The sequence below is a fragment of the Methanobrevibacter thaueri genome, assembly GCF_015062905.1.
Taxonomy (GTDB): Archaea; Methanobacteriota; Methanobacteria; order Methanobacteriales; family Methanobacteriaceae; genus Methanocatella; species Methanocatella thaueri_A.
Window position 1 is genome coordinate 19716 of the sequence record NZ_SUTK01000008.1, and the last position, 17889, is coordinate 37604.

A 17889-nucleotide genomic window follows, 5' to 3' on the forward strand; every position below is an offset into this window, starting at 1 on the left:
TTACTCAAACATTCCTTTAACATCACTATTTTTAATTTTAAATGAATTTAAGGCATATTCGATATTTTCCATTGTGATTGTGTATGAATCATTGGATATTGCATTGTGAAGTGAAGTCTTCAATATCTTTTCTTTGATGTCCCTGCCGGACAGTCCTTTGGTTAATTTGACAATCCTTTCCAAATCCAATTCATGATCCAGAGGCATTGTATTGAGATTTTTTTCCAAAATTTCCAGTCTTTCATTTTCGTCAGGCAATTTGAATTCGATTTCCTCTTCAAATCTGCTTCTGACTGCCAGATCCAAACTGCTTTGATTGTTTGTGGCTGCTATTGTAATGACTGATTTGTTTTCTTCAATGCCGTCCATTTCAGTTAAAAGTGAGTTTACAATCTCGGAGACGTCCCCCCTTAATGACTGAAATGACCTGTGAAGTGCAATGGCATCAATTTCATCAATGAATATTATTGAAGGTGCATTTTCAGACGCCTTTTTGAACAGGTCATGGATTTTAGATGAGGCATCTCCAACATGTTCTCCAATCAATGAGGTTGCCTTGACCAGATATAACGGAACGTCAAGCTCATTGGACAGTGCCTTTACAAGCATGGTTTTGCCTGTGCCGGGAAGTCCATAAAACAGAATGTTTTTTGGTGCCCAAGGTCCAAAGCTTTCAGGGTCCTCAAGGTATTTTGTTATGACCTTGACTTTGGATTTGGCATTTTCCTGGCCGACAATGTCATTCAGGGTGATGTCGAATTTGACATTTTCCTGCTTGTTTTCTATTTTATCCACAATAATCTTGATTTTTGTGTTGTCGGAAATTATTGAGTTGTTCGGTTTTGCAGTCACGATTTCAAAACCGTAGTCGGGGATTATTTTTTGATCAAATAAAAATGAGTTTTCACAGACAACCAAACCCAGCCATTGTTCCCGTGCATACTCTTCGAATAGATTGATGTTTTTGATTTCAATGTTTTCATCCATCATCGTGAAATCGAATGGATAACCAACAGGTTTGACTACAACCAGTTCCGCATATTCCTTATTTTCGCTTTCGATTTTCGCTGATTTTTGATTGGTTGTTTTGATTTCTGGTATTTTATTGTCACTTTTCAAATAATCACCTCCGAGTTTTTGTTACACATTCAAACATTAGCTTTAATAATTTAAATAGTTGTGGTAACAAAATTGTTTTTAGGAGTTGGATTCATGAGTTCTAGAATAAATAAGGTTATGTTTATAACGCCATTTTACATGCTGTTTGAATTTTTCTTGCTTAAATATATCTTTTTGTTAGTGGGAGGCATTGAAGATGGCTATTTATTAATATTGACTTTATTCATAGGTCTGAATCATTTCGTGCCGATGTTTTTTGAGTTAAAAAAATCCAGAGCGCTGACAAGATTTTTAATGGCGGTTGACGGGCTGTGGATGTGGGCATCGGTGATGTTTTTTATAGATATTGTAATCATTTACATTGTTGGAAGATTCATAACCCTACCGATTGAAGTTATTTTCATATTATTGGCTATTGTGCCTGTTTTGGGAATTTATAATTATTGGAAAGCCCACAATTTGGTTGTTAATGAGAAAACTTTGGAATTAACAAATCTAAAAAGGGACATAAACATTGCACACCTTTCAGATGTGCATTTTGGACCTATACGTCACAAAAAAATTATTTCAGATATTCATGACAAATTAAATGATTTGGATTGTGAACTGGCCATCATTTCCGGTGATTTGGCTGACGGGTCATCTGTTGTTGAGGAAGATGATTTGATGGCTCTAAAGGATGTTAAGATGCCGGTCTTGTTTACTCCGGGTAATCACGACTTCTATCATGGAATAGAAAGTGTAATCAACGCATGCAAAAAAGCGGGAATCACTGTTTTGGATAATCAGTCAATGCAATATGAATGTTTAAACATTCATGGCCAAACTTTTAGCTTTGATGATAGGGACGAACCTGAACTTGACGAATCCGTAATCATGGATGATATGGTAAACATTATTATTTATCATCCGCCTTATTTCTGGGAGAAATTTTCCTCGTTGGGCTTTGATGTTCAATTGTCCGGCCACACTCATGGCGGACAGTTTTATCCGGTTGTTTGGATAGGTGATTTGATATTCAAATACAATAAGGGCTTGTTCAAAAATGACTTGGGAAAATATATCCATGTAACAACGGGTGTCGGTTCTATGGGCACTCCGATGAGGTGGGGAACTGATTCCGAGATTGTAGTATTAAGGTTGAAAAAAGTTCAATAGTTTTAATGTTATATAATTTGAATATTAATTTTGACATAAAGTTATTAGTGTAGTGTATATAAACTTAAATATCATTTTGGAGTTATTAATTATAACCGGAATGATAGTATGGACGACAATACACTAAAGACGCTTGCTTATATAAAGATTTCCTCGTATAGAGTAAAAGCGATAAAAGCAATGAAAGAGGGAAACGAAACTCCAACTCAAATTTCTAATCATGCAGATATCAGATTGAGTCATATTTCAAAAGTTTTAAAAGAATTGAAAGATTGTAAAATTGCCGAGTGTATTAATGAGCAAGACCGTAAGAACAGGATATATAAGTTGACTGACTTGGGTCAGGAAATTGCTGATAATCTGGACTGAATCTAATACTTTTTTAAATTAGTTTAATCAAATATGTAGTCATGGTAGAAGATAATCACAATCATTTTTGTATTTACTGTGGGGCGAAGTTAGTTCCAAACCAGCATTTCTGTTCACAATGCGGTAAGGAAGTATATCATGACCCCGTTCAGGGTTTTAAAATTCATTCTAATTATGAATCAAAAGTCAAACAACTGGAAGAGGAATATAACTCAAAACAGGCGAAAGCTAGGGAACTGGTTGATAAGCTGTTTGACCCATCACACATATCATATTCCAATTTCACTGCAGCAATAGACAGATCCAATCAGTTATTTGCAAATCAGTTAAAGATAACCCAAAAGATGATGGAACTGGAAAGCAGTGAGGTTGTCAATAGGCAAATTGAAGATAAAATAAGGGTATTAAACACTTTCATTGATAAGATGGAAGAGCTGATAAACGAACTTGTAATCCAACTAAGCTCCAATAAGGATGACAATGATGACATTAATGCATTATTTAAGGATATGGATGATCTAATAGGCTCTGTTAAAGACTATTAAATCATTTCTTCATATATTTCCTTCATTTTAAGTGCATCCAAATCTCTTTGCGGAGTTTCACAAATGATATTTGCATTCCAGCCATTGTCGATTAGATTAGAGAGCAGATCTCTAATGTTTGGACCGTATTCATCACTTTCGTCCAATGTGTGATGCTTTACCTCACCGCCTTTGCCATATTCTATGGTGGTAAAGTGACAGTGCAGGATGTCAATGTCCAGGTTATCTTCAATTATTGAAAATATGCAATTGTAATCCTCTTTTTCATTTAAGAATCCTCGGCCTCTTGCATGGACATGCGCAAAATCAATTGTCGGCTCGAAATGGTCGAATGTGGCGCATAGTTCAACAACTTCTGAGACATTTCCAAGCTGAGTACGTTTTCCTGTAGTTTCCGGGGCAAAAGTAAACTCTTCAATGCCTTCGGCTTCGAGCTCTTCAAACAATCTGTTAACAGTATTTTTTGATATTTCCATTGCCTTTTCCGGCTTTCTGTTAAGGTAAGCTCCCGGATGGAACACCAAACGGTATGCTCCCATCCATTCGCCGGCACGGGCTGCAGATACCAGATGTCCGATGCTCTTATCGAGTTTTGACTCTTCCTTTGCACATAAGTTAATGTAGTATGGGGCATGCATTGAAATTAGAATGTCATGCTTTTCAGATTCCTCTTTTAATGTGGTTGCTGCCTTTTCACCAATCCTCACACCATAGGGTGATTGGTATTCATAGGAGTTTAGCCCTTCGTCTTGAATGTATTTGGGTGCCTTATAAGCTGCACCTTTATAGTTTACAGGGCTTCCGGCAGGTCCAAAAAGTACATTATGTTTCATGTTAAATCAGTAAAAAAATAGTAAAAAAAGAGGGAATTTAGAATATTCCCATAGCTTTGTTGGTTTTTGCAATTGATTTTTCGCTGTCACTTTCCATTTCTAAAAGTGCACGAATTGCATCAATGTTTTCAGGTATTACATCAGATTCCTGATGCACTGCTTGCATGTAGAACAGTTCATTGTCCACAACATTTATGGATTCTCTCCAAACTGGAATTTCGTATAGGTCATTTCTGTTTCTTCCAAGTTCTTTGGCATATTCCATTAGCTCGGCAGTTGAACCTAAACCTTCTTCAGCGGACACGACAATCACTCTTGAGCGTTTTTCCAATGCTTCAATGATTTCTTCGGTTTCAACATCGTTGTTGATTTCAACCATGATGTTGTGTTGGTGCATTAGTGTAGTAGGCACGAGCAATGCCATGGTTGTAACGTCGATACCTTTCATAACGGTTTTTACGTCTGGTCCGTGGTGAGATGGTACTTTTGGAGGGTTTGGGACAATAGCGTTGATTGGTCCTTTTTTAATTTCAGATGGGTCTGATCCTCTTCTTACCATTACTGCTCTCACTTTTTTAATGTCTGCAATCGGATCAATTGTTGATAATGTACGGGTTAAACCAGTAGTGTTACATGAAACTACTCTTGTGTAGTCTGCACCGTAGGAGTCATCATAATTACCAAAAGAATTGAATGAAAGACCTGTTAGTTCATGGTCTTCTCCACCTTGATAGATAGCTTTTACGCCAGCTTTCTTATACATTTCAAGGTTTTGCGGACCGATGCTTCCAGGGGTACAGTCAACAACAACATCAGCTTCCTGAATCATGTCTTCAACGGTACCTGCTATTTCAATTCCTGCATCTTTGAATAATTGTTCTCTTTCTGGAATTCCGATGTATAAAGGATATCCCTTTTCTTCAACAGCGGTTCTTGCTTCGTAGTTTGGTCTAGTTTTACTTACACCAATTACTTTCATATCATCTTGAGCGGAGACAGCATCAGCCACTCTTTTACCGATGGTTCCATAACCATTAATTGCAACAGTTTTCATTTTTATCCCTTTTTTTATAATAATTTAAATATTATATGGATTTAAATCTGTTTTTTAAATTATATATAATTTGATATTTTCAATTGAGGTGATTTTGTAAAAAAAGAAAAAAGTTTATCTGAATTTGATGGATTCAGCCATTGTTTTCATTAAAGTTTCATTATCACATTGGATTAATAGGTACTTGGTGCTGTCCCCGGAAATGGCCAGGTCATGATAATTCTCCTCTCCAATGATGTTGTTTCCTTTAAAATGGATTACTGTGGTGTTGTTGTAAGATTTTATGGTTATATTCTTATCATTTTTGGCGGTGTCCTCATAATATTTTAACAGATTGTCTTTAGCACCAGATTCGGAGTAAATGATGTTGATTTTTTCGGTATAGTTTTTGTAGTTTACACTGGTGTTGGTATTATTGCTGGGAGACCCTTCCTTTTTTTCAAATGTGATTCCTTTAGGAACTTTCATTTTAAAGTGGGAATCGAAATCCTTCTCTTCTAAAGTGGCATTGTCAACGGCATATCCTGTGCCAGCAACCAGGAGTGCGGCCAATGCCAAAACAGCAAGCAGAATTAAACTTTTATTAAATTTCATATTTGTAATTCTCTTCACAATTCTATAAAAATTTTGCTAAAAATTATATATATCATCATTTAAACTTAATTGTGCTGTTATTTTGAATAGGATAAATTTGAATTACAAACTTGAAGGAAGTGGTGAAACTTTGGTTTTTATCCATGGGCTTTCGGACAATCTATTGTATTGGGAATTCTTGGCTAGCAATCTTAAAGAGAATTTTCAGGTTTTAAGGGTTGATTTGAGAGGACACGGCCAGACAGAGTTAGGGGATGATGAAATATCAATCGGCACTTATGCTGATGTAAGGCACAACCTTCTAATCGGCAAAAACAATGAAATATTGGATATATTAAAAAAAGAATTTAAGTAGAATGATTATTCTACTTTAAAGCCTGCTTCTTCAACGGCTTCATTAATGTCTGCATCACTTACGTCGCCAGACATTGTGATTGTTGTAATTCCGGAATCCAAATCAGCTTTTGCTTCTTCAATTCCGTCAACATCTGTTAAACATAATTCTACAGCTTTTACACATGACGGGCAGTGCATGCCCACTACTTTGATTTCTTTTTCAGCCATGATAAATCACCTTATTATCGATAGTTAATATTATACTTTTGACTTATTTAAATGTTTAGTCATGCCTAACTTTCTTGGGTCCTTGCAGTCTCTTCTTGAAAGCTTGTATTTCACAAGGGTTGATGAGTAGATAATGACTATCACAGACCCTATATTGTGAATCAGTGCACCTTCAATCGGGTTTAGGATTCCTAAAATTGCCAGTGCCATTGCAATGAAATTCAGGGCCAATGCAAAACCAATGCCTATGCTGATTATTCTTATTGTTCTTCTTGCAATTCCGATTAAATGTGGAATGTCTTCAATATTGTCATTGATCAAAGCTATATCTGCCGCATCAACACTGACATCACTTCCAATGTCTCCCATGGCTATTCCGACATTGGCTTTTCGTAGTGATGGGGCATCGTTTATCCCATCTCCAATCATAGCCACCTTGTGCCCAAGGGTCTGCTCTCTTTTAATGTATTCGGTTTTATCTTCCGGAAGGCAGTTGGATAAGACATTTCTGACCTTCACCTGTTTTGCAATGTGGTTGGCGGTCTTTTCATTGTCTCCTGTAAGCAGGGTAGTCTTGACTCTCAATCCTTTCAGCTTTCTTATTGTCCTTTTTGAATTTTTACGCAGGGTGTCTGCAAGCTCTATGCTTCCAAGTATTTTCCCATCCTTTGCAACAAATATTTGAATTTCTCCATTTTGAGGTCCCATATCGGATTCTAAATCAATACTTTCCTTTTTTAGAAGTTTTTTGTTTCCCGCCATTATTTTTGAGCCGTTTATGATTCCGCTGACTCCATTGCCGAGATGCATCTTGAAATCTGTAACATCAGCCAAGTCATCATCATTGTAATATTTGACGATTGATTTTGCAATAGGGTGTTCAGATTTTGATTCGAGTGATGCAAGCAGATACATCATTTCCTTTGGATTGTCAGATATTATCTTAACGATTTCAGGAGTGCCGTTTGTCAATGTTCCGGTCTTGTCGAATACCAGTTCGTCAACTTTCGCCAGTTCTTCCAGTGATTCGCCGTCCTTGACAAGAATTCCATATTTTGTCAGATTTCCAATTGCGGCCATTATTGCGGTCGGTGTTGCCAGAACCAGTGCACATGGACAGAATACAACCAGGATTGTAACTGACCTGTATATTTCGAAGGTATAGAGATAGGTCAATACAGCTGCAGCAAATGCTATTACCACTATGAGTGTTGCCCATTTGTCTGCAGTCCTGACGATTCTTGCATTCTCAGGCTTGGATGATTCAACCAATCTTATTAATTTTTGAAAGGAACTCTCTTGGCTGATTTTTGTTGTTCTCATTGTAAATGATCCGTAAAGATTGATTGTGCCACTGAACACTTCATCATTTTCTTTCTTGTCTATTGGGAGGGATTCTCCGGTTAATGTGGATTGGTTGATGGAAGCTTCGCCTTTTACAATGACTCCGTCGGTAGGTATGCTTTCGCCTGGCAATACTTTCAGTATATCTCCAATTTGGACATCTTCAACGGGAATTGTCTCTTCAACTCCATTTTTGATTCTTGTTGCGATTTGTGGGGTCATTTTTACTAGTTCTTCAATTTTTCCCTGGGTTTTTGATACGGTATACTCTTCTAGAAATCCTCCTATTGCCATGATTGTTGCAATTTCACCTGCCGCAAAAACTTCGCCAATTATTATTGATGCTATAATTGCAATTGAGACAAGCAAATCCGCTTTGATATCAAATTCAGTTATTAATCCTTCACAACATTCTTTAATTATTGGTGCCCCACATAGAATTACAGCAATCCATGATATATAATCGAGAGATAGGGTAAAACTGGTGATTAAACTTATTGCAGAAATTGCAATAATTATGATGTCAATTTTTTCTTTCTGTGTGAATTTCATTTTTATCAACCTCAAATTATAGGTATACCCCATAGGGTATAAAGTCACTTTAAAAAAAATTAAAGTCTAGAGTAGTATTCCAAAATTGTTGAAATGTCACTTATTGCTTCATCAGCATCTTTATCTTTAATTGCTTGCTTTACGCAATGTTCGAGATGTCCTTCAACAATAATGTGTCCGACTTTGTGCAATGCTGATTTGACTGCATTTACTTGCATTAATATCTGTTCACAAGGGATGTCCTCATCTATCATGCGATCAATTGCATTGACTTGGCCGTTGATTTTTTTGAGTCTTCTGTGAAGGTTGTCACTATCCATACATTCTTTCATGATATCACATCCTATACCTGTAGGGGTATATGTTAGAATTAGTATATAAACATTTGCATTAATGAAATGTTAAAAAATAAAAAAAGGAGGAAAATATCAAGACTATGCTTGATTTTCCATTTCTTCAAATTTGGCTGGGAAATATTCGTCTACAACGTATTCAAGCCCATATTTTGAGAAAGATTGCTGTTCTGCTTTCTTACCAATTTTAAGCATCTTTTTGATTTCTGTTTGCCAGAATTCATCTTTATACCTTGGGTCTTTAGAAAGCTCTTTGAGTCTTAGCACATCAACATCTTTGAGTTTATCTGTTGGTAAATCATAATTGATGATGTCTGATGCAGTTACTCCAATGAATTTAGCATCAGGGGTTGCTAAATCCTTATTAACGTGAGCTAATTTTGCACTTCCAGAGATGATTACCTGTGCAATGTGGAATCCCCAAGGGTCTCCGTCGTTACAGATATAAACTGGTAAGTTAAGTTCTGTATTGACTCTTTTAAGGAATCTTCTTGTAGCACGAGCAGCCTGTCCTTTAAGCCCAACAATCAAACAGTTAAATCTTTTGTGTGCATCTTCCTGCACTAATCTGTGGAACATTCCCATGGTTTCCACTGCAAGTACTTTATCAACGTTATGGTCAAGGAAATCCACCTGATCTATTGTTGGTGAGATTGTATAACCTGATTTTCCCATTTTTGAAGCATTGATTTCCACTTCATCATGTAAGGTCAAGTCTCCATAAACGGATGCTCCGTCCTCTTCAGGCATTAATCCTAAATCTTCACGGGTGGTACCGAGGGTTACTTCCAGGTCTTCTCCAACAATGTTTGATTCCTGCTGGTTTTTGAAACTGATTCCCCAACCTTCGGAAACGTAATACATTTCCCTGATGGTTGCGGTTTTTTCACGAGCAACAAGGTCTTTACAGAAATTGGCAACATAAACCATTTGGCCCATTTTTCTGATTTGCTTTACGTTACCTAATGATCTTTTACCGTACCTGTCACCTAATACGTAGTATCTTTTAGCTTCATCATAAACGATGTTTCCAGTACCACGGGATGGAACTCTAACTGAAGGAACTTTATTCTTTTCAATGTCTTCAATAATTTCCTGACCTAATCCTTTAAGCTTATTGAAGGTATATTCTTTTCTTTTTTCTTTGTGTGATTGTCCTCTTTTTTCAGCCATCTAAATCACCTAATCCTCAAAACCATCTTCAACATCATCTTCCTGGAAGTTGTCTAATGCAGATTGACCTTCTTCAACTGCATGTCCGAATTCGTCAACTTCCTCCATGATGATTGCATCAAGTTCTTCTTCTTCCTCTTCCTCTTCAACTGTTTCACCAAGCAACTCTGCAAGAGCTCTCTTGGTCACTTTTGCAAGCACTTCATGGTATTCAGGAACTCCGGTTTCACCGAGCTTTGCAGCTTCTTCGATAATGACCGGAACGTATTCTTCAAATACTTTTGAACGTTTTTCCTTTTCTTTAGCTGCTCTTTTGGCTCGAATATGCTTTTGAAGTTTACGGGCTAATTTCATGGTTGCTTGTCTGATTTCATGAACGATTTCAGGCTCAGGGGATACACTCTGTTTACCTGTTGAAAGGTATGGCACTTGAGTTGAAATAATATTGACAAATAAAGTCAATGGGGTATTGTCCATATCTTTTAAACCGTAACGTCTCCAGTCAATACTTTTGAGTGCTTCTGTAATGGCACAGCTTCCAGCATCGAATGTTAATGGAACCCTGTTTGCAAATCTCATGATTTCGGATTTTCTTTTCTCATTTACAACTCTTCCGGAATCTCCACCATATGCAAGACCTGCTTCAATAATGAATGAAACACCACCCTGATAGGTCACTGGTTTTCTTGTGATTGTGGTAACGAATTCAGGTTTAAGGATTTGTTTCATACCTTTTTCCACCTGTTCAGATCCGATTGGTATAAGTCCGTCTGTTGGAGGTGCCATGAATTTCATCTTCTTAAAGCAGTGAACGATGGCTTCTGCTTCAGGGAAGGTCATGGCTTTCGGACGTTTGTTCATGTCGATTCCAGTCATCTCTGCAATTTCATCAACCCTCTTGTTGGACATTCTTGACATTGATGAAGTCAGCATGCTTTTGTATCTTCTGCTGTCTGTATTTTTTGCCATTGTCATTAAATCGTCAGCGCTTACACCTTTAGGGTGAGGTAACACTTCTTTTGGTTGTACTGGAACAACGTTTGCTGCCCTTTTGAAGATGTATTTGTGTCCGGATGGGTCTCTGAAAGTGATTTTTGCATGAGGGTTTCCAATCATGGTTCTTCTGATGTATTCAAAAGCACCCTGTTCTGCAAGTGAGTATGATACGTCTTTAAATTGCAGTTCAATGCATACTCCAGTCTGTTCTGCAGGGTAATCTTCCCTTTCCATTAAAATTCCACGGTTGTTTTCAACATCCATTTGGAATTTCATTTTCACTCCTTTTATTTCGTCTCCATCCTTGTAGCATGAAATTACACGGGCAGGCTTACCAGTAGTCATTTGTGATAAGAGCACACAACCACTACAACCTAAACCTTGCTGTCCTCTGGATTGGATGTTTCTGAATTTGGATCCTGCAAACATCATACAGTATACCTGCATTACATAGTCTTCAGGAATACCTGGTCCGTTATCCTTATGTCTTAAGATGTAATGTTCCTTGTCGACACGTTTTAATTCGATGTCGATGTCTGGCAATATTCCAGCTTCTTCACATGCATCAAAACTGTTTGTAATCAGTTCGTGGAAGACAATAGTCAATGAACGGATTTTTCCAGTAAATCCTAACATCTGTTTGTTCTTTCTAAAGAATTGGGACGGAGTCAATCTGTCGAAATCCACATCCCAATCAATTCCTTGTTGAGCCAAAATTTTTCCTCCTTCATAATTGATATGATTAAATGTATTATAGTTACTATATTTAAATAAAGTGAGAGAGCATTTGAAAAGTAATATTCATACCCTCCCCTATCTATCTTATCTAAATTTATGGTAAAATAATAATTTAAAAACATGTAAAAAACATAGTATTTACACTGCACTATCTATATATGTTGGTTACAGTATATAAAAGTTTTCAACTATTAACATAATTTTTATATGTAAGTATTATTTTAATTGACTCATGGTTGTAATATTTATTTGATGGGGAAAATTGAGAAAAAAGTATGACTCTAAATATATTATAGAATATTGTCTTAAAGAGTAATTTTGTGAAATAGGGATTATTGTCACTCCTAAAGAAATGACATATGTTCATGTTCACGATTATATTAAAAATAAGTGTTAGGAGCAGTTAACTCCTAATAATCCTTCTCATCAAAGTCGATGCCGTCCTTGAACTCAATCTTGTCATCATCAATTCCGACAAGGTCCTTGAATTCTCTCATCTTCAGGTCTTCTTTTTTGTGTTCTAAAAATCCGTAAACTGACTTGTGCCTTGATCCGTTAAGAATCATTTCAATGGCTTCCTTTGCAACCATGATGTTGTCCATTTCACCGATAAGTGAAACTGTTTTTCCATAGATTGCCATGTCAACTTCAGCCATTTCCATGATGATTTCACGTGTTTTTCCGTCTTTTCCAATAATCCTTCCTTTGTGTCTTGCAAGGGCCTTTTTGGATTTGCCGATGTATAATGGTAAACTGATCACTTCTAAATAAATGTCATCGCTAATTAGCTTGAGAGCAACTTCCGGATTGAATCCACGGGCTACCGCTTTAACAATATGATTTGCATTCCAGACTCCCAATGGGTCTTCCATGTCATCTCTAGGTGTAATATAGACTGTGCCTTCATCACTATCAATATCTAGGATGGTTCCAGTTGCTTTTTCAATGGATTTTTTAACGTTACCATTGCTTCCTATTAATGCCCCCACTCTATTTTGAGGTATTTTCAAATAATCTGTTTCTGGCATAAATATCACCTTATTAATATTATCTTATTTACCTTTAAATGTTTAAATGTTTTGATAGTTATTATTTTCGTTAAATCAAGTGGTCTTAAAGATAACATAACTTAAATAAGATAAAAAACTTAGTTATATTTGATGGCGAATAATAAATTTTTAAACAATTCAAATGATAGGCATGCTGCTGTTACTGATGGTGTTTTTGCAATCGCCATGACCATTCTTGTTTTGGAATTTGCTGTTCCAACAATCAACGATATTTCATCAGGGGTTGCTTTAAACCAATATTTCATTAATTATTTGGCACCGTCCATTTTGATATATTTCGTAAGTTTTTATATTGTATATAATTTTTGGGAAAATACCGTCATTCTTTTTAATTTCAATAAGATAAGCTATGGAATATTGACATTGAACATGGTTACAATGGCTTCTGTCTGTCTGATACCCTTCGGAACAGGATTTCTTTTCAAATTTTACCATTACACTAATGCAAACATATTCTTTTCATTATTGATATTGATAATCAGTTTACTGTACATACTGTTATTCTTTTTATTGGTTAAATCTAATTTTGAGGATTATTTCAAAAACAAGGATTTAATAAAAACAGCCGTGCAGGATTCTTATGATGATGGAATTGAATTAACAAACTTGAAAATATATATGAGGGGCGTTACATTAACATTGTTCTATCTTTTGTTGGCTCCGGTCATAAGTTCACTGTTATCCCTTTTATTTGCATTTGTATCTCCAATTGCCAGCATATTGTCTTTTTTATTGACTTTAATTATGGTATTCATAATTCGCACTAGACGTTTTGCCAATGACAAATTGGTGGAATTAGATTTAACTGATGACGAAAAGGAATTTCTTGAAAATATCCGAAGAAGTATCTATGGTGAATAAGCGGTCAACCTCTTGAATTGGCAAAAAAATTTTAGCATATTTCTAAAACTGTGGGTTCACATATTCCCAAACTTCTTCAAAGCTGGTTTTAACGCCAAGTTTAGTGTATTCACGAACAAGTGTGTTGATGTCTCGCTCAAGCAGTTCCTTTGAAATCGGATTGTCCAGAACCACGGATTGTGAAACGTCAATAATAACAGGTTTTTCATCCAAATTCAGGATATTATAGTTGGAAAGGTCTCCGTGAACGAGCTTTGCATCATTCACGAATCGTTTTAAATCAACAAGCAGCAGGTTCCAGAATTCATCCGGATCTTGTGGAGGCTGGTTTCTGACAGGCTGTGCAGGATTTCCATTCTCATCTCCAATGAATTCGATTAGCAATACATTGTTTGCACTGGTTATAGGTTTTGGAACTCTGACTCCCGCATTTTCAAGTCTTGTCAGGTTTTTAAACTCCTTTGTCACCCAAGAGTAGATTATTTTTCTTTTGTTTTTGGTCTTTACATTGAATCTTGGGTCGCCCTTTAGGTAGTAATCCATCTTTTTAAAATCAGAAGTGGCAATCCTATAAATCTTGACCGCAACGAATTTTTCTTCATCTGTGATTCCTGTTAAGACATTTGCCTCTTTTCCGGTACTTATGGCACCGTTTAAAACATCAATGTATCCCTGATTAGCTAATTTGTATAATGTTTCCAGTGTGATTTTATCAAAAACTTCATTTCCGGTTTTTCTATCGGAGCTGTCCTTTCTTCTTTTTTCGGAATGAATTTTTGCATGTTTTGCATCAGCTTTAGCTACTTTAGGATCCATCATAATCAAAAAAATAAGTAAGTGAGACTACATTTTCAAGTAGCCTTTTCTTTCAAGCCAATTTGATTCTGTTTTGGTGTATCTCCAGATTACATCGGCTTTTTCGTCAGATTGGAAATCCCATGGTTTTACTAAAATTACATCTCCTTCACGTATCCAAATACGTTTTTTCATTTTTCCAGGGATTCTAGTCATCCTGATGTGGCCGTCAGCACAACGAACTTTTAATTTACCATGTCCCATGATTTGTTCAACTACTCCAGGTATTTCTCCTTTTTTGGGAGTCCTTACCCTTCTATACTCTTGCTGTTGATTGTTGTTAGGCTTAGACAAATACTCTCCTCCAAAATAATAATATAATTTTATCCATTAGATTAAATTATTTATATTTATAGTAATATATTATATATTAATTTATTGGATTTTACTATATTGTGATATTATGGGAACAGAATTTTTAAAAATTAAGGAATGTGATGAAGCTATTGATATTATTCAGGATTTATTCGATGAAAATTTAAAGCCTCAAAGCGAAGAGATTGAAGTTAGCGAAGCTTACGGCAGAATACTATTTGATGATGTTTATTCCCGAATGGACTTTCCGCCTTTCAACAAAGCCCTGAAGGATGGGTTTGCAGTTCTTTCAAGCGACAGTTTCGGAGCTTCAGAAGAGTCACCGAATACTCTTGATGTCATTGACTTTTTGGAAGCCGGTGCCACTACCGATAAAAAGGTAGAGAAGGGCAAGTGCATTGAAATCAGTACCGGTGCTGCAATGCCTGAAGGCGCAGATGCAGTTGTTATGGTCGAATATGCCGAAAAAGGTGAAGGCACTGTTAATCTGTTGACTACTGCAACTCCATTTCAGGATGTTGCCAAAAAAGGTTCAGACATTGAAGAGGGAAAATTGATTCTTGAAAAGGGTGATTTCTTAAATCCTGGCAAAATCGGTGTATTGCTGTCACAGGGCTTTGAAACCATTGAAGTTTACAAAAAGCCTAGTGTAGGCATACTTTCATCAGGTAATGAAATAACCCTTCAAGGCGAGGACTTGGAATATGGTAAAATCTATGATGTGAACGGCGGAATGATTAAAAACGATGCCGTTTCCTGCGGTGCAGATGCCCACTTTTTGGGGGTCATGAGGGATGACTATGAAGAGGTCAAGCAAAAGATAACCGAATCATTAAAGGAAGTTGACGTATTGTTCTGTTCCGGCGGAACTTCCGCAGGTCTTGGAGATGTGCTGAAGCATGTTCTTGATGAATTGGGTGAAGTGCATATCCACGGAATTTCAGTTCAGCCTGGAAAGCCGACAATTGTTGGTGTTATTGATGGCAAAATCGTAATAGGACTTCCTGGAAATCCGGTGTCCGCATTGATGATATTCAATGCTTTTGTAGCTGAACCTTTGACAAGATTGGCAGGAATCGACAGAGACTTTGAGTTAAAAACCCATAAAGGCAAAATCACAAAAAGAATCCATTCCCAGGTTGGAAGAATGCAATATCAATTGGTCAAGGTTGATGGGGAAAATGTCCAACCGATATTCAAGGATTCCGGAGCAATATTCTCCCTATCCACTGCGGATGGTTATGTGAAGATTCCAAAATTGGTCGAACTTGTAGATGAAGGGGAAGATGTCGAAGTATTTTTATTCAATTAAGATGATAATTTAATGTAGGTGTAATTATGGATTATGAAGTGAAGGTAATTCCAGAACAAAAGTTAGGAGTTATTAACTGCAAAACCCCAATCGGTGATTTGGACGTATTCTTATCCATGCTGATGGATTGGGTTGATACTGAAGGAATTGAAACTGATGGAGAACCGTTTATCGTATATTTCTCACCAAGACATGAAGTGAATCAGGGCGATGTTGTTTATGATGTAAGTATACCAATTAAAGACGATGCAGATGAAACAGACAGGATTCGTGTTGTCGACATGATTGAAAATAAGGTTTTGGCCGCCAAGCATTTCGGCGCAACTGACAGCATCATGGATACTTACGCTGAGCTTGTTGAAGTTGCCCAAGCCAATCACTATGATATTATCGGATCACCTAAGGAAGTCCTAATCAAAGGCGTCCACAACTGTGATGATGAAAACGATTATATAACTGAAATTCAATTGCCTATCATTGAAATGTAGGTGTTAAAATGGCTAAAAAAGACGAATTGGATATTGATGAGGAAGTCCGGAGGATTTCCCGCAAAACTAATGTAAATATTAAAAAAGCCGAATATTCATTTTCAAAACAGCTCGAAAGATTAGATAAGGAAGTCGACAAGGCGGTAAATGATAAGATTAAGTTATTTGATCAGGATAAGGAGCTGACTGAAAAATATTTGTCCATTGAATACAAACATGATACAATTGACAGATATAGAGAAAAATTGAAAAAAATCTAATTTTTCTCAATCTCTTTTTTTGACTATTGGCCAACTACCCTTAGATTGTGCACCAATAATTTTGGAATGATGAATGACCCGTATTGTTTTATGTCGCTTTCAAGGCCTTCAACGCTTTTCATGATTTCAAATACGTTTCCGGAAATCATTGCTTTTGAAATCGGATCGGTCAATTCTCCATTTTCTATTTTGAATGCATTGCTTGCCTCTACAGAGAAATCTCCTGAAATAGGGTTTGCAGTGTGTGCCCCTAGAACGCTTGTTGTTAAAACGCCTCTGTCAATTTCGCTCAGGTCCTTCATTTCGCTGAACTTGAACTCAAGGTTGGTCGGGCTGATCATAGGTGTTGAGAAATATGAGCCTCTAAGTCCGTTGGAGGTTGTTTTGACGCCTTCACAATTTGCAGTATAAATGTCGTAAATAAATGAATTTAATTTTCCATCCCTTATCAAATCTGTTTTCTGGGATGCACTTCCTTCACCATCACATTTTGAGGAATACATTCCCTTTTCAAGAAGAGGATTGTCTGTAATGGTCAATTTCTCATTGGCGATTTCCTGGCCGGTTTTGCCTTTCAGGAGTGATCTTCCCCTGCGCACATTTTCTCCATCGAAAGCGCCCAAAAATGTTTGAAGCAGTCCTACTGCAGCATAGTAATCGAGAACAACGCTGTAGTCTCCAGTCTCTACAGGTTTTGTATTGAGTGAACTTTTTGCCAAATCGCAAACGTCATTTGCCAATTTTTCACCATCTAGGTCGAAAAATCTTGAGGATTCGGAGTTGTATGCAGTTGCTATCTTTCCATCTTCCTGCATTATTACGGATAATCCTATACCGTATCCTGTTCCTTTGTTTTCGATTGAGACCCCGTTTGAATTCACAATCAATGACCTTCCTTCGCTTGCGCTGAAACCGGAACCGGTCACTTCACAGCCGCTGTCATTTGCAATGGCTATTGTGTCCTTTAAAAATTCGACAGATTCGTCAACACTCAAGTCACTGAATTTGCTGTCATAAACATTTTTGACTTCACTTACCTTTTCCACTTCTGCAAAGGCATAGTTTTCATCGGTTTTGGTTAGTTTGGCATTTTCAATGGCTTTAAGAGCAGTTTGTGAAACTTGATTAATGTTTGATGTAAATGCAAAGCCCTGTTTGTTGTCTTTAATGATTCTTACTCCAAGGCCCAATTCAATTTCCTCTTTTGCAAAGTTCAATTCATCCTTGAGGGAATCCAGTTCGATTGTTCTTCCCTCATCAATATAAATTTCGTAATCGTCACATTTGTTTTCAAGTGTCTTCTTAACGTCTTCCGCAATTTCATATATCATTTTAT

21 protein-coding genes are annotated in these 17889 nt (G+C 36.7%); 8 read left to right on the plus strand and 13 right to left on the minus strand.

All coding sequences use genetic code 11. The annotated features are described in order from the left end of the window. Nucleotides 1-1119, minus strand: a complete 1119-nt coding sequence (locus tag E7Z79_RS02910) for an AAA family ATPase (protein WP_303738483.1) — start codon at nucleotides 1117-1119, stop codon at nucleotides 1-3. Between the two features lie 93 nt (nucleotides 1120-1212). Here E7Z79_RS02910 and E7Z79_RS02915 point away from each other — a divergent pair, with 93 nt between their 5' ends. The 3 genes from E7Z79_RS02915 to E7Z79_RS02925 all read left to right on the plus strand — a co-directional run bounded on the left by E7Z79_RS02915 (nucleotide 1213) and on the right by E7Z79_RS02925 (nucleotide 3191). Continuing rightward, a complete protein-coding gene (locus tag E7Z79_RS02915) occupies nucleotides 1213-2277 on the plus strand; it encodes a metallophosphoesterase (protein WP_303738484.1) in 1065 nt (354 codons plus the stop codon). Nucleotides 2278-2385: 108 nt separating this feature from the next. After that, nucleotides 2386-2646: a winged helix-turn-helix domain-containing protein gene (locus E7Z79_RS02920; protein ID WP_303738485.1), complete on the plus strand. Its 261-nt coding sequence runs from the start codon at nucleotides 2386-2388 to the stop codon at nucleotides 2644-2646. A 41-nt stretch (nucleotides 2647-2687) separates the two neighbouring features. Next, nucleotides 2688-3191, plus strand: a complete 504-nt coding sequence (locus tag E7Z79_RS02925) for a zinc ribbon domain-containing protein (RefSeq protein ID WP_303738486.1) — start codon at nucleotides 2688-2690, stop codon at nucleotides 3189-3191. On the opposite strand, the gene E7Z79_RS02930 is transcribed toward E7Z79_RS02925, so the two are convergent. The 3 genes from E7Z79_RS02930 to E7Z79_RS02940 all read right to left on the minus strand — a co-directional run bounded on the left by E7Z79_RS02930 (nucleotide 3188) and on the right by E7Z79_RS02940 (nucleotide 5672). Beyond that, nucleotides 3188-4024 (minus strand): TIM barrel protein, encoded by an 837-nt coding sequence (locus E7Z79_RS02930; RefSeq protein ID WP_303738487.1) that lies wholly within the window; start codon nucleotides 4022-4024, stop codon nucleotides 3188-3190. The two genes, E7Z79_RS02925 and E7Z79_RS02930, sit on opposite strands and share 4 nt — an antisense overlap. Before the next feature lie 37 nt (nucleotides 4025-4061). Beyond that, nucleotides 4062-5078, minus strand: a complete 1017-nt coding sequence (locus tag E7Z79_RS02935) for a phosphorylating glyceraldehyde-3-phosphate dehydrogenase (RefSeq protein WP_303738488.1) — start codon at nucleotides 5076-5078, stop codon at nucleotides 4062-4064. A gap of 114 nt (nucleotides 5079-5192) precedes the next feature. Continuing rightward, entirely contained in the window at nucleotides 5193-5672 is a 480-nt protein-coding gene (locus E7Z79_RS02940) for a hypothetical protein (protein ID WP_303738489.1), read from the minus strand. 82 nt (nucleotides 5673-5754) lie between these two features. Here E7Z79_RS02940 and E7Z79_RS02945 point away from each other — a divergent pair, with 82 nt between their 5' ends. Continuing rightward, nucleotides 5755-6027, plus strand: coding sequence for an alpha/beta fold hydrolase (locus E7Z79_RS02945; RefSeq protein WP_303738490.1), 273 nt, complete (start codon nucleotides 5755-5757; stop codon nucleotides 6025-6027). 5 nt (nucleotides 6028-6032) lie between these two features. On the opposite strand, the gene E7Z79_RS02950 is transcribed toward E7Z79_RS02945, so the two are convergent. The 6 genes from E7Z79_RS02950 to E7Z79_RS02975 form a co-directional block, all read right to left on the minus strand. Further along, nucleotides 6033-6236, minus strand: a complete 204-nt coding sequence (locus E7Z79_RS02950) for a heavy-metal-associated domain-containing protein (protein WP_303738491.1) — start codon at nucleotides 6234-6236, stop codon at nucleotides 6033-6035. 30 nt (nucleotides 6237-6266) lie between these two features. Further along, nucleotides 6267-8132 (minus strand): cation-translocating P-type ATPase, encoded by a 1866-nt coding sequence (locus tag E7Z79_RS02955; RefSeq protein ID WP_303738492.1) that lies wholly within the window; start codon nucleotides 8130-8132, stop codon nucleotides 6267-6269. A 59-nt stretch (nucleotides 8133-8191) separates the two neighbouring features. Then, nucleotides 8192-8464, minus strand: coding sequence for a metal-sensing transcriptional repressor (locus E7Z79_RS02960; RefSeq protein WP_303738493.1), 273 nt, complete (start codon nucleotides 8462-8464; stop codon nucleotides 8192-8194). A gap of 102 nt (nucleotides 8465-8566) precedes the next feature. After that, complete coding sequence (locus tag E7Z79_RS02965) at nucleotides 8567-9658, minus strand: DNA topoisomerase IV subunit A (protein WP_303738494.1); 1092 nt, start codon at nucleotides 9656-9658, stop codon at nucleotides 8567-8569. Nucleotides 9659-9667: 9 nt separating this feature from the next. Next, complete coding sequence (top6B, locus tag E7Z79_RS02970) at nucleotides 9668-11368, minus strand: DNA topoisomerase VI subunit B (protein WP_303738495.1); 1701 nt, start codon at nucleotides 11366-11368, stop codon at nucleotides 9668-9670. Nucleotides 11369-11802: 434 nt separating this feature from the next. Next, entirely contained in the window at nucleotides 11803-12420 is a 618-nt protein-coding gene (locus tag E7Z79_RS02975; RefSeq protein WP_303738496.1) for a KH domain-containing protein, read from the minus strand. 132 nt (nucleotides 12421-12552) lie between these two features. On the opposite strand from E7Z79_RS02975, the gene E7Z79_RS02980 reads away from it, so the two are divergent. Continuing rightward, nucleotides 12553-13323, plus strand: a complete 771-nt coding sequence (locus tag E7Z79_RS02980; protein ID WP_303738497.1) for a TMEM175 family protein — start codon at nucleotides 12553-12555, stop codon at nucleotides 13321-13323. 42 nt (nucleotides 13324-13365) lie between these two features. Here the strand turns inward: E7Z79_RS02980 and E7Z79_RS02985 are convergent, their stop codons facing one another. Together E7Z79_RS02985 and eif1A are read right to left on the minus strand one after the other, a co-directional pair. Continuing rightward, nucleotides 13366-14139, minus strand: coding sequence for a serine protein kinase RIO (locus tag E7Z79_RS02985; RefSeq protein ID WP_303738517.1), 774 nt, complete (start codon nucleotides 14137-14139; stop codon nucleotides 13366-13368). A gap of 27 nt (nucleotides 14140-14166) precedes the next feature. Next, nucleotides 14167-14472, minus strand: coding sequence for a translation initiation factor eIF-1A (gene eif1A, locus E7Z79_RS02990; RefSeq protein ID WP_292600781.1), 306 nt, complete (start codon nucleotides 14470-14472; stop codon nucleotides 14167-14169). A gap of 109 nt (nucleotides 14473-14581) precedes the next feature. Between eif1A and glp the strand changes: the two genes are divergently transcribed. Genes glp through E7Z79_RS03005 form a run of 3 tightly spaced genes read left to right on the plus strand, consistent with a single transcriptional unit; the run spans nucleotide 14582 to nucleotide 16553 of the window. Continuing rightward, nucleotides 14582-15805, plus strand: coding sequence for a gephyrin-like molybdotransferase Glp (glp, locus tag E7Z79_RS02995; protein WP_303738498.1), 1224 nt, complete (start codon nucleotides 14582-14584; stop codon nucleotides 15803-15805). A gap of 26 nt (nucleotides 15806-15831) precedes the next feature. Next, complete coding sequence (locus E7Z79_RS03000; protein ID WP_303738499.1) at nucleotides 15832-16293, plus strand: GyrI-like domain-containing protein; 462 nt, start codon at nucleotides 15832-15834, stop codon at nucleotides 16291-16293. An 8-nt stretch (nucleotides 16294-16301) separates the two neighbouring features. Next, complete coding sequence (locus E7Z79_RS03005) at nucleotides 16302-16553, plus strand: hypothetical protein (protein WP_303738500.1); 252 nt, start codon at nucleotides 16302-16304, stop codon at nucleotides 16551-16553. A gap of 23 nt (nucleotides 16554-16576) precedes the next feature. On the opposite strand, the gene E7Z79_RS03010 is transcribed toward E7Z79_RS03005, so the two are convergent. Continuing rightward, the gene (locus E7Z79_RS03010; protein ID WP_303738501.1) at nucleotides 16577-17884 is read right to left on the minus strand and encodes a TldD/PmbA family protein; all 1308 of its coding nucleotides are present in this window, start codon (nucleotides 17882-17884) and stop codon (nucleotides 16577-16579) included. Between the last annotated feature and the right edge of the window lie 5 nt (nucleotides 17885-17889).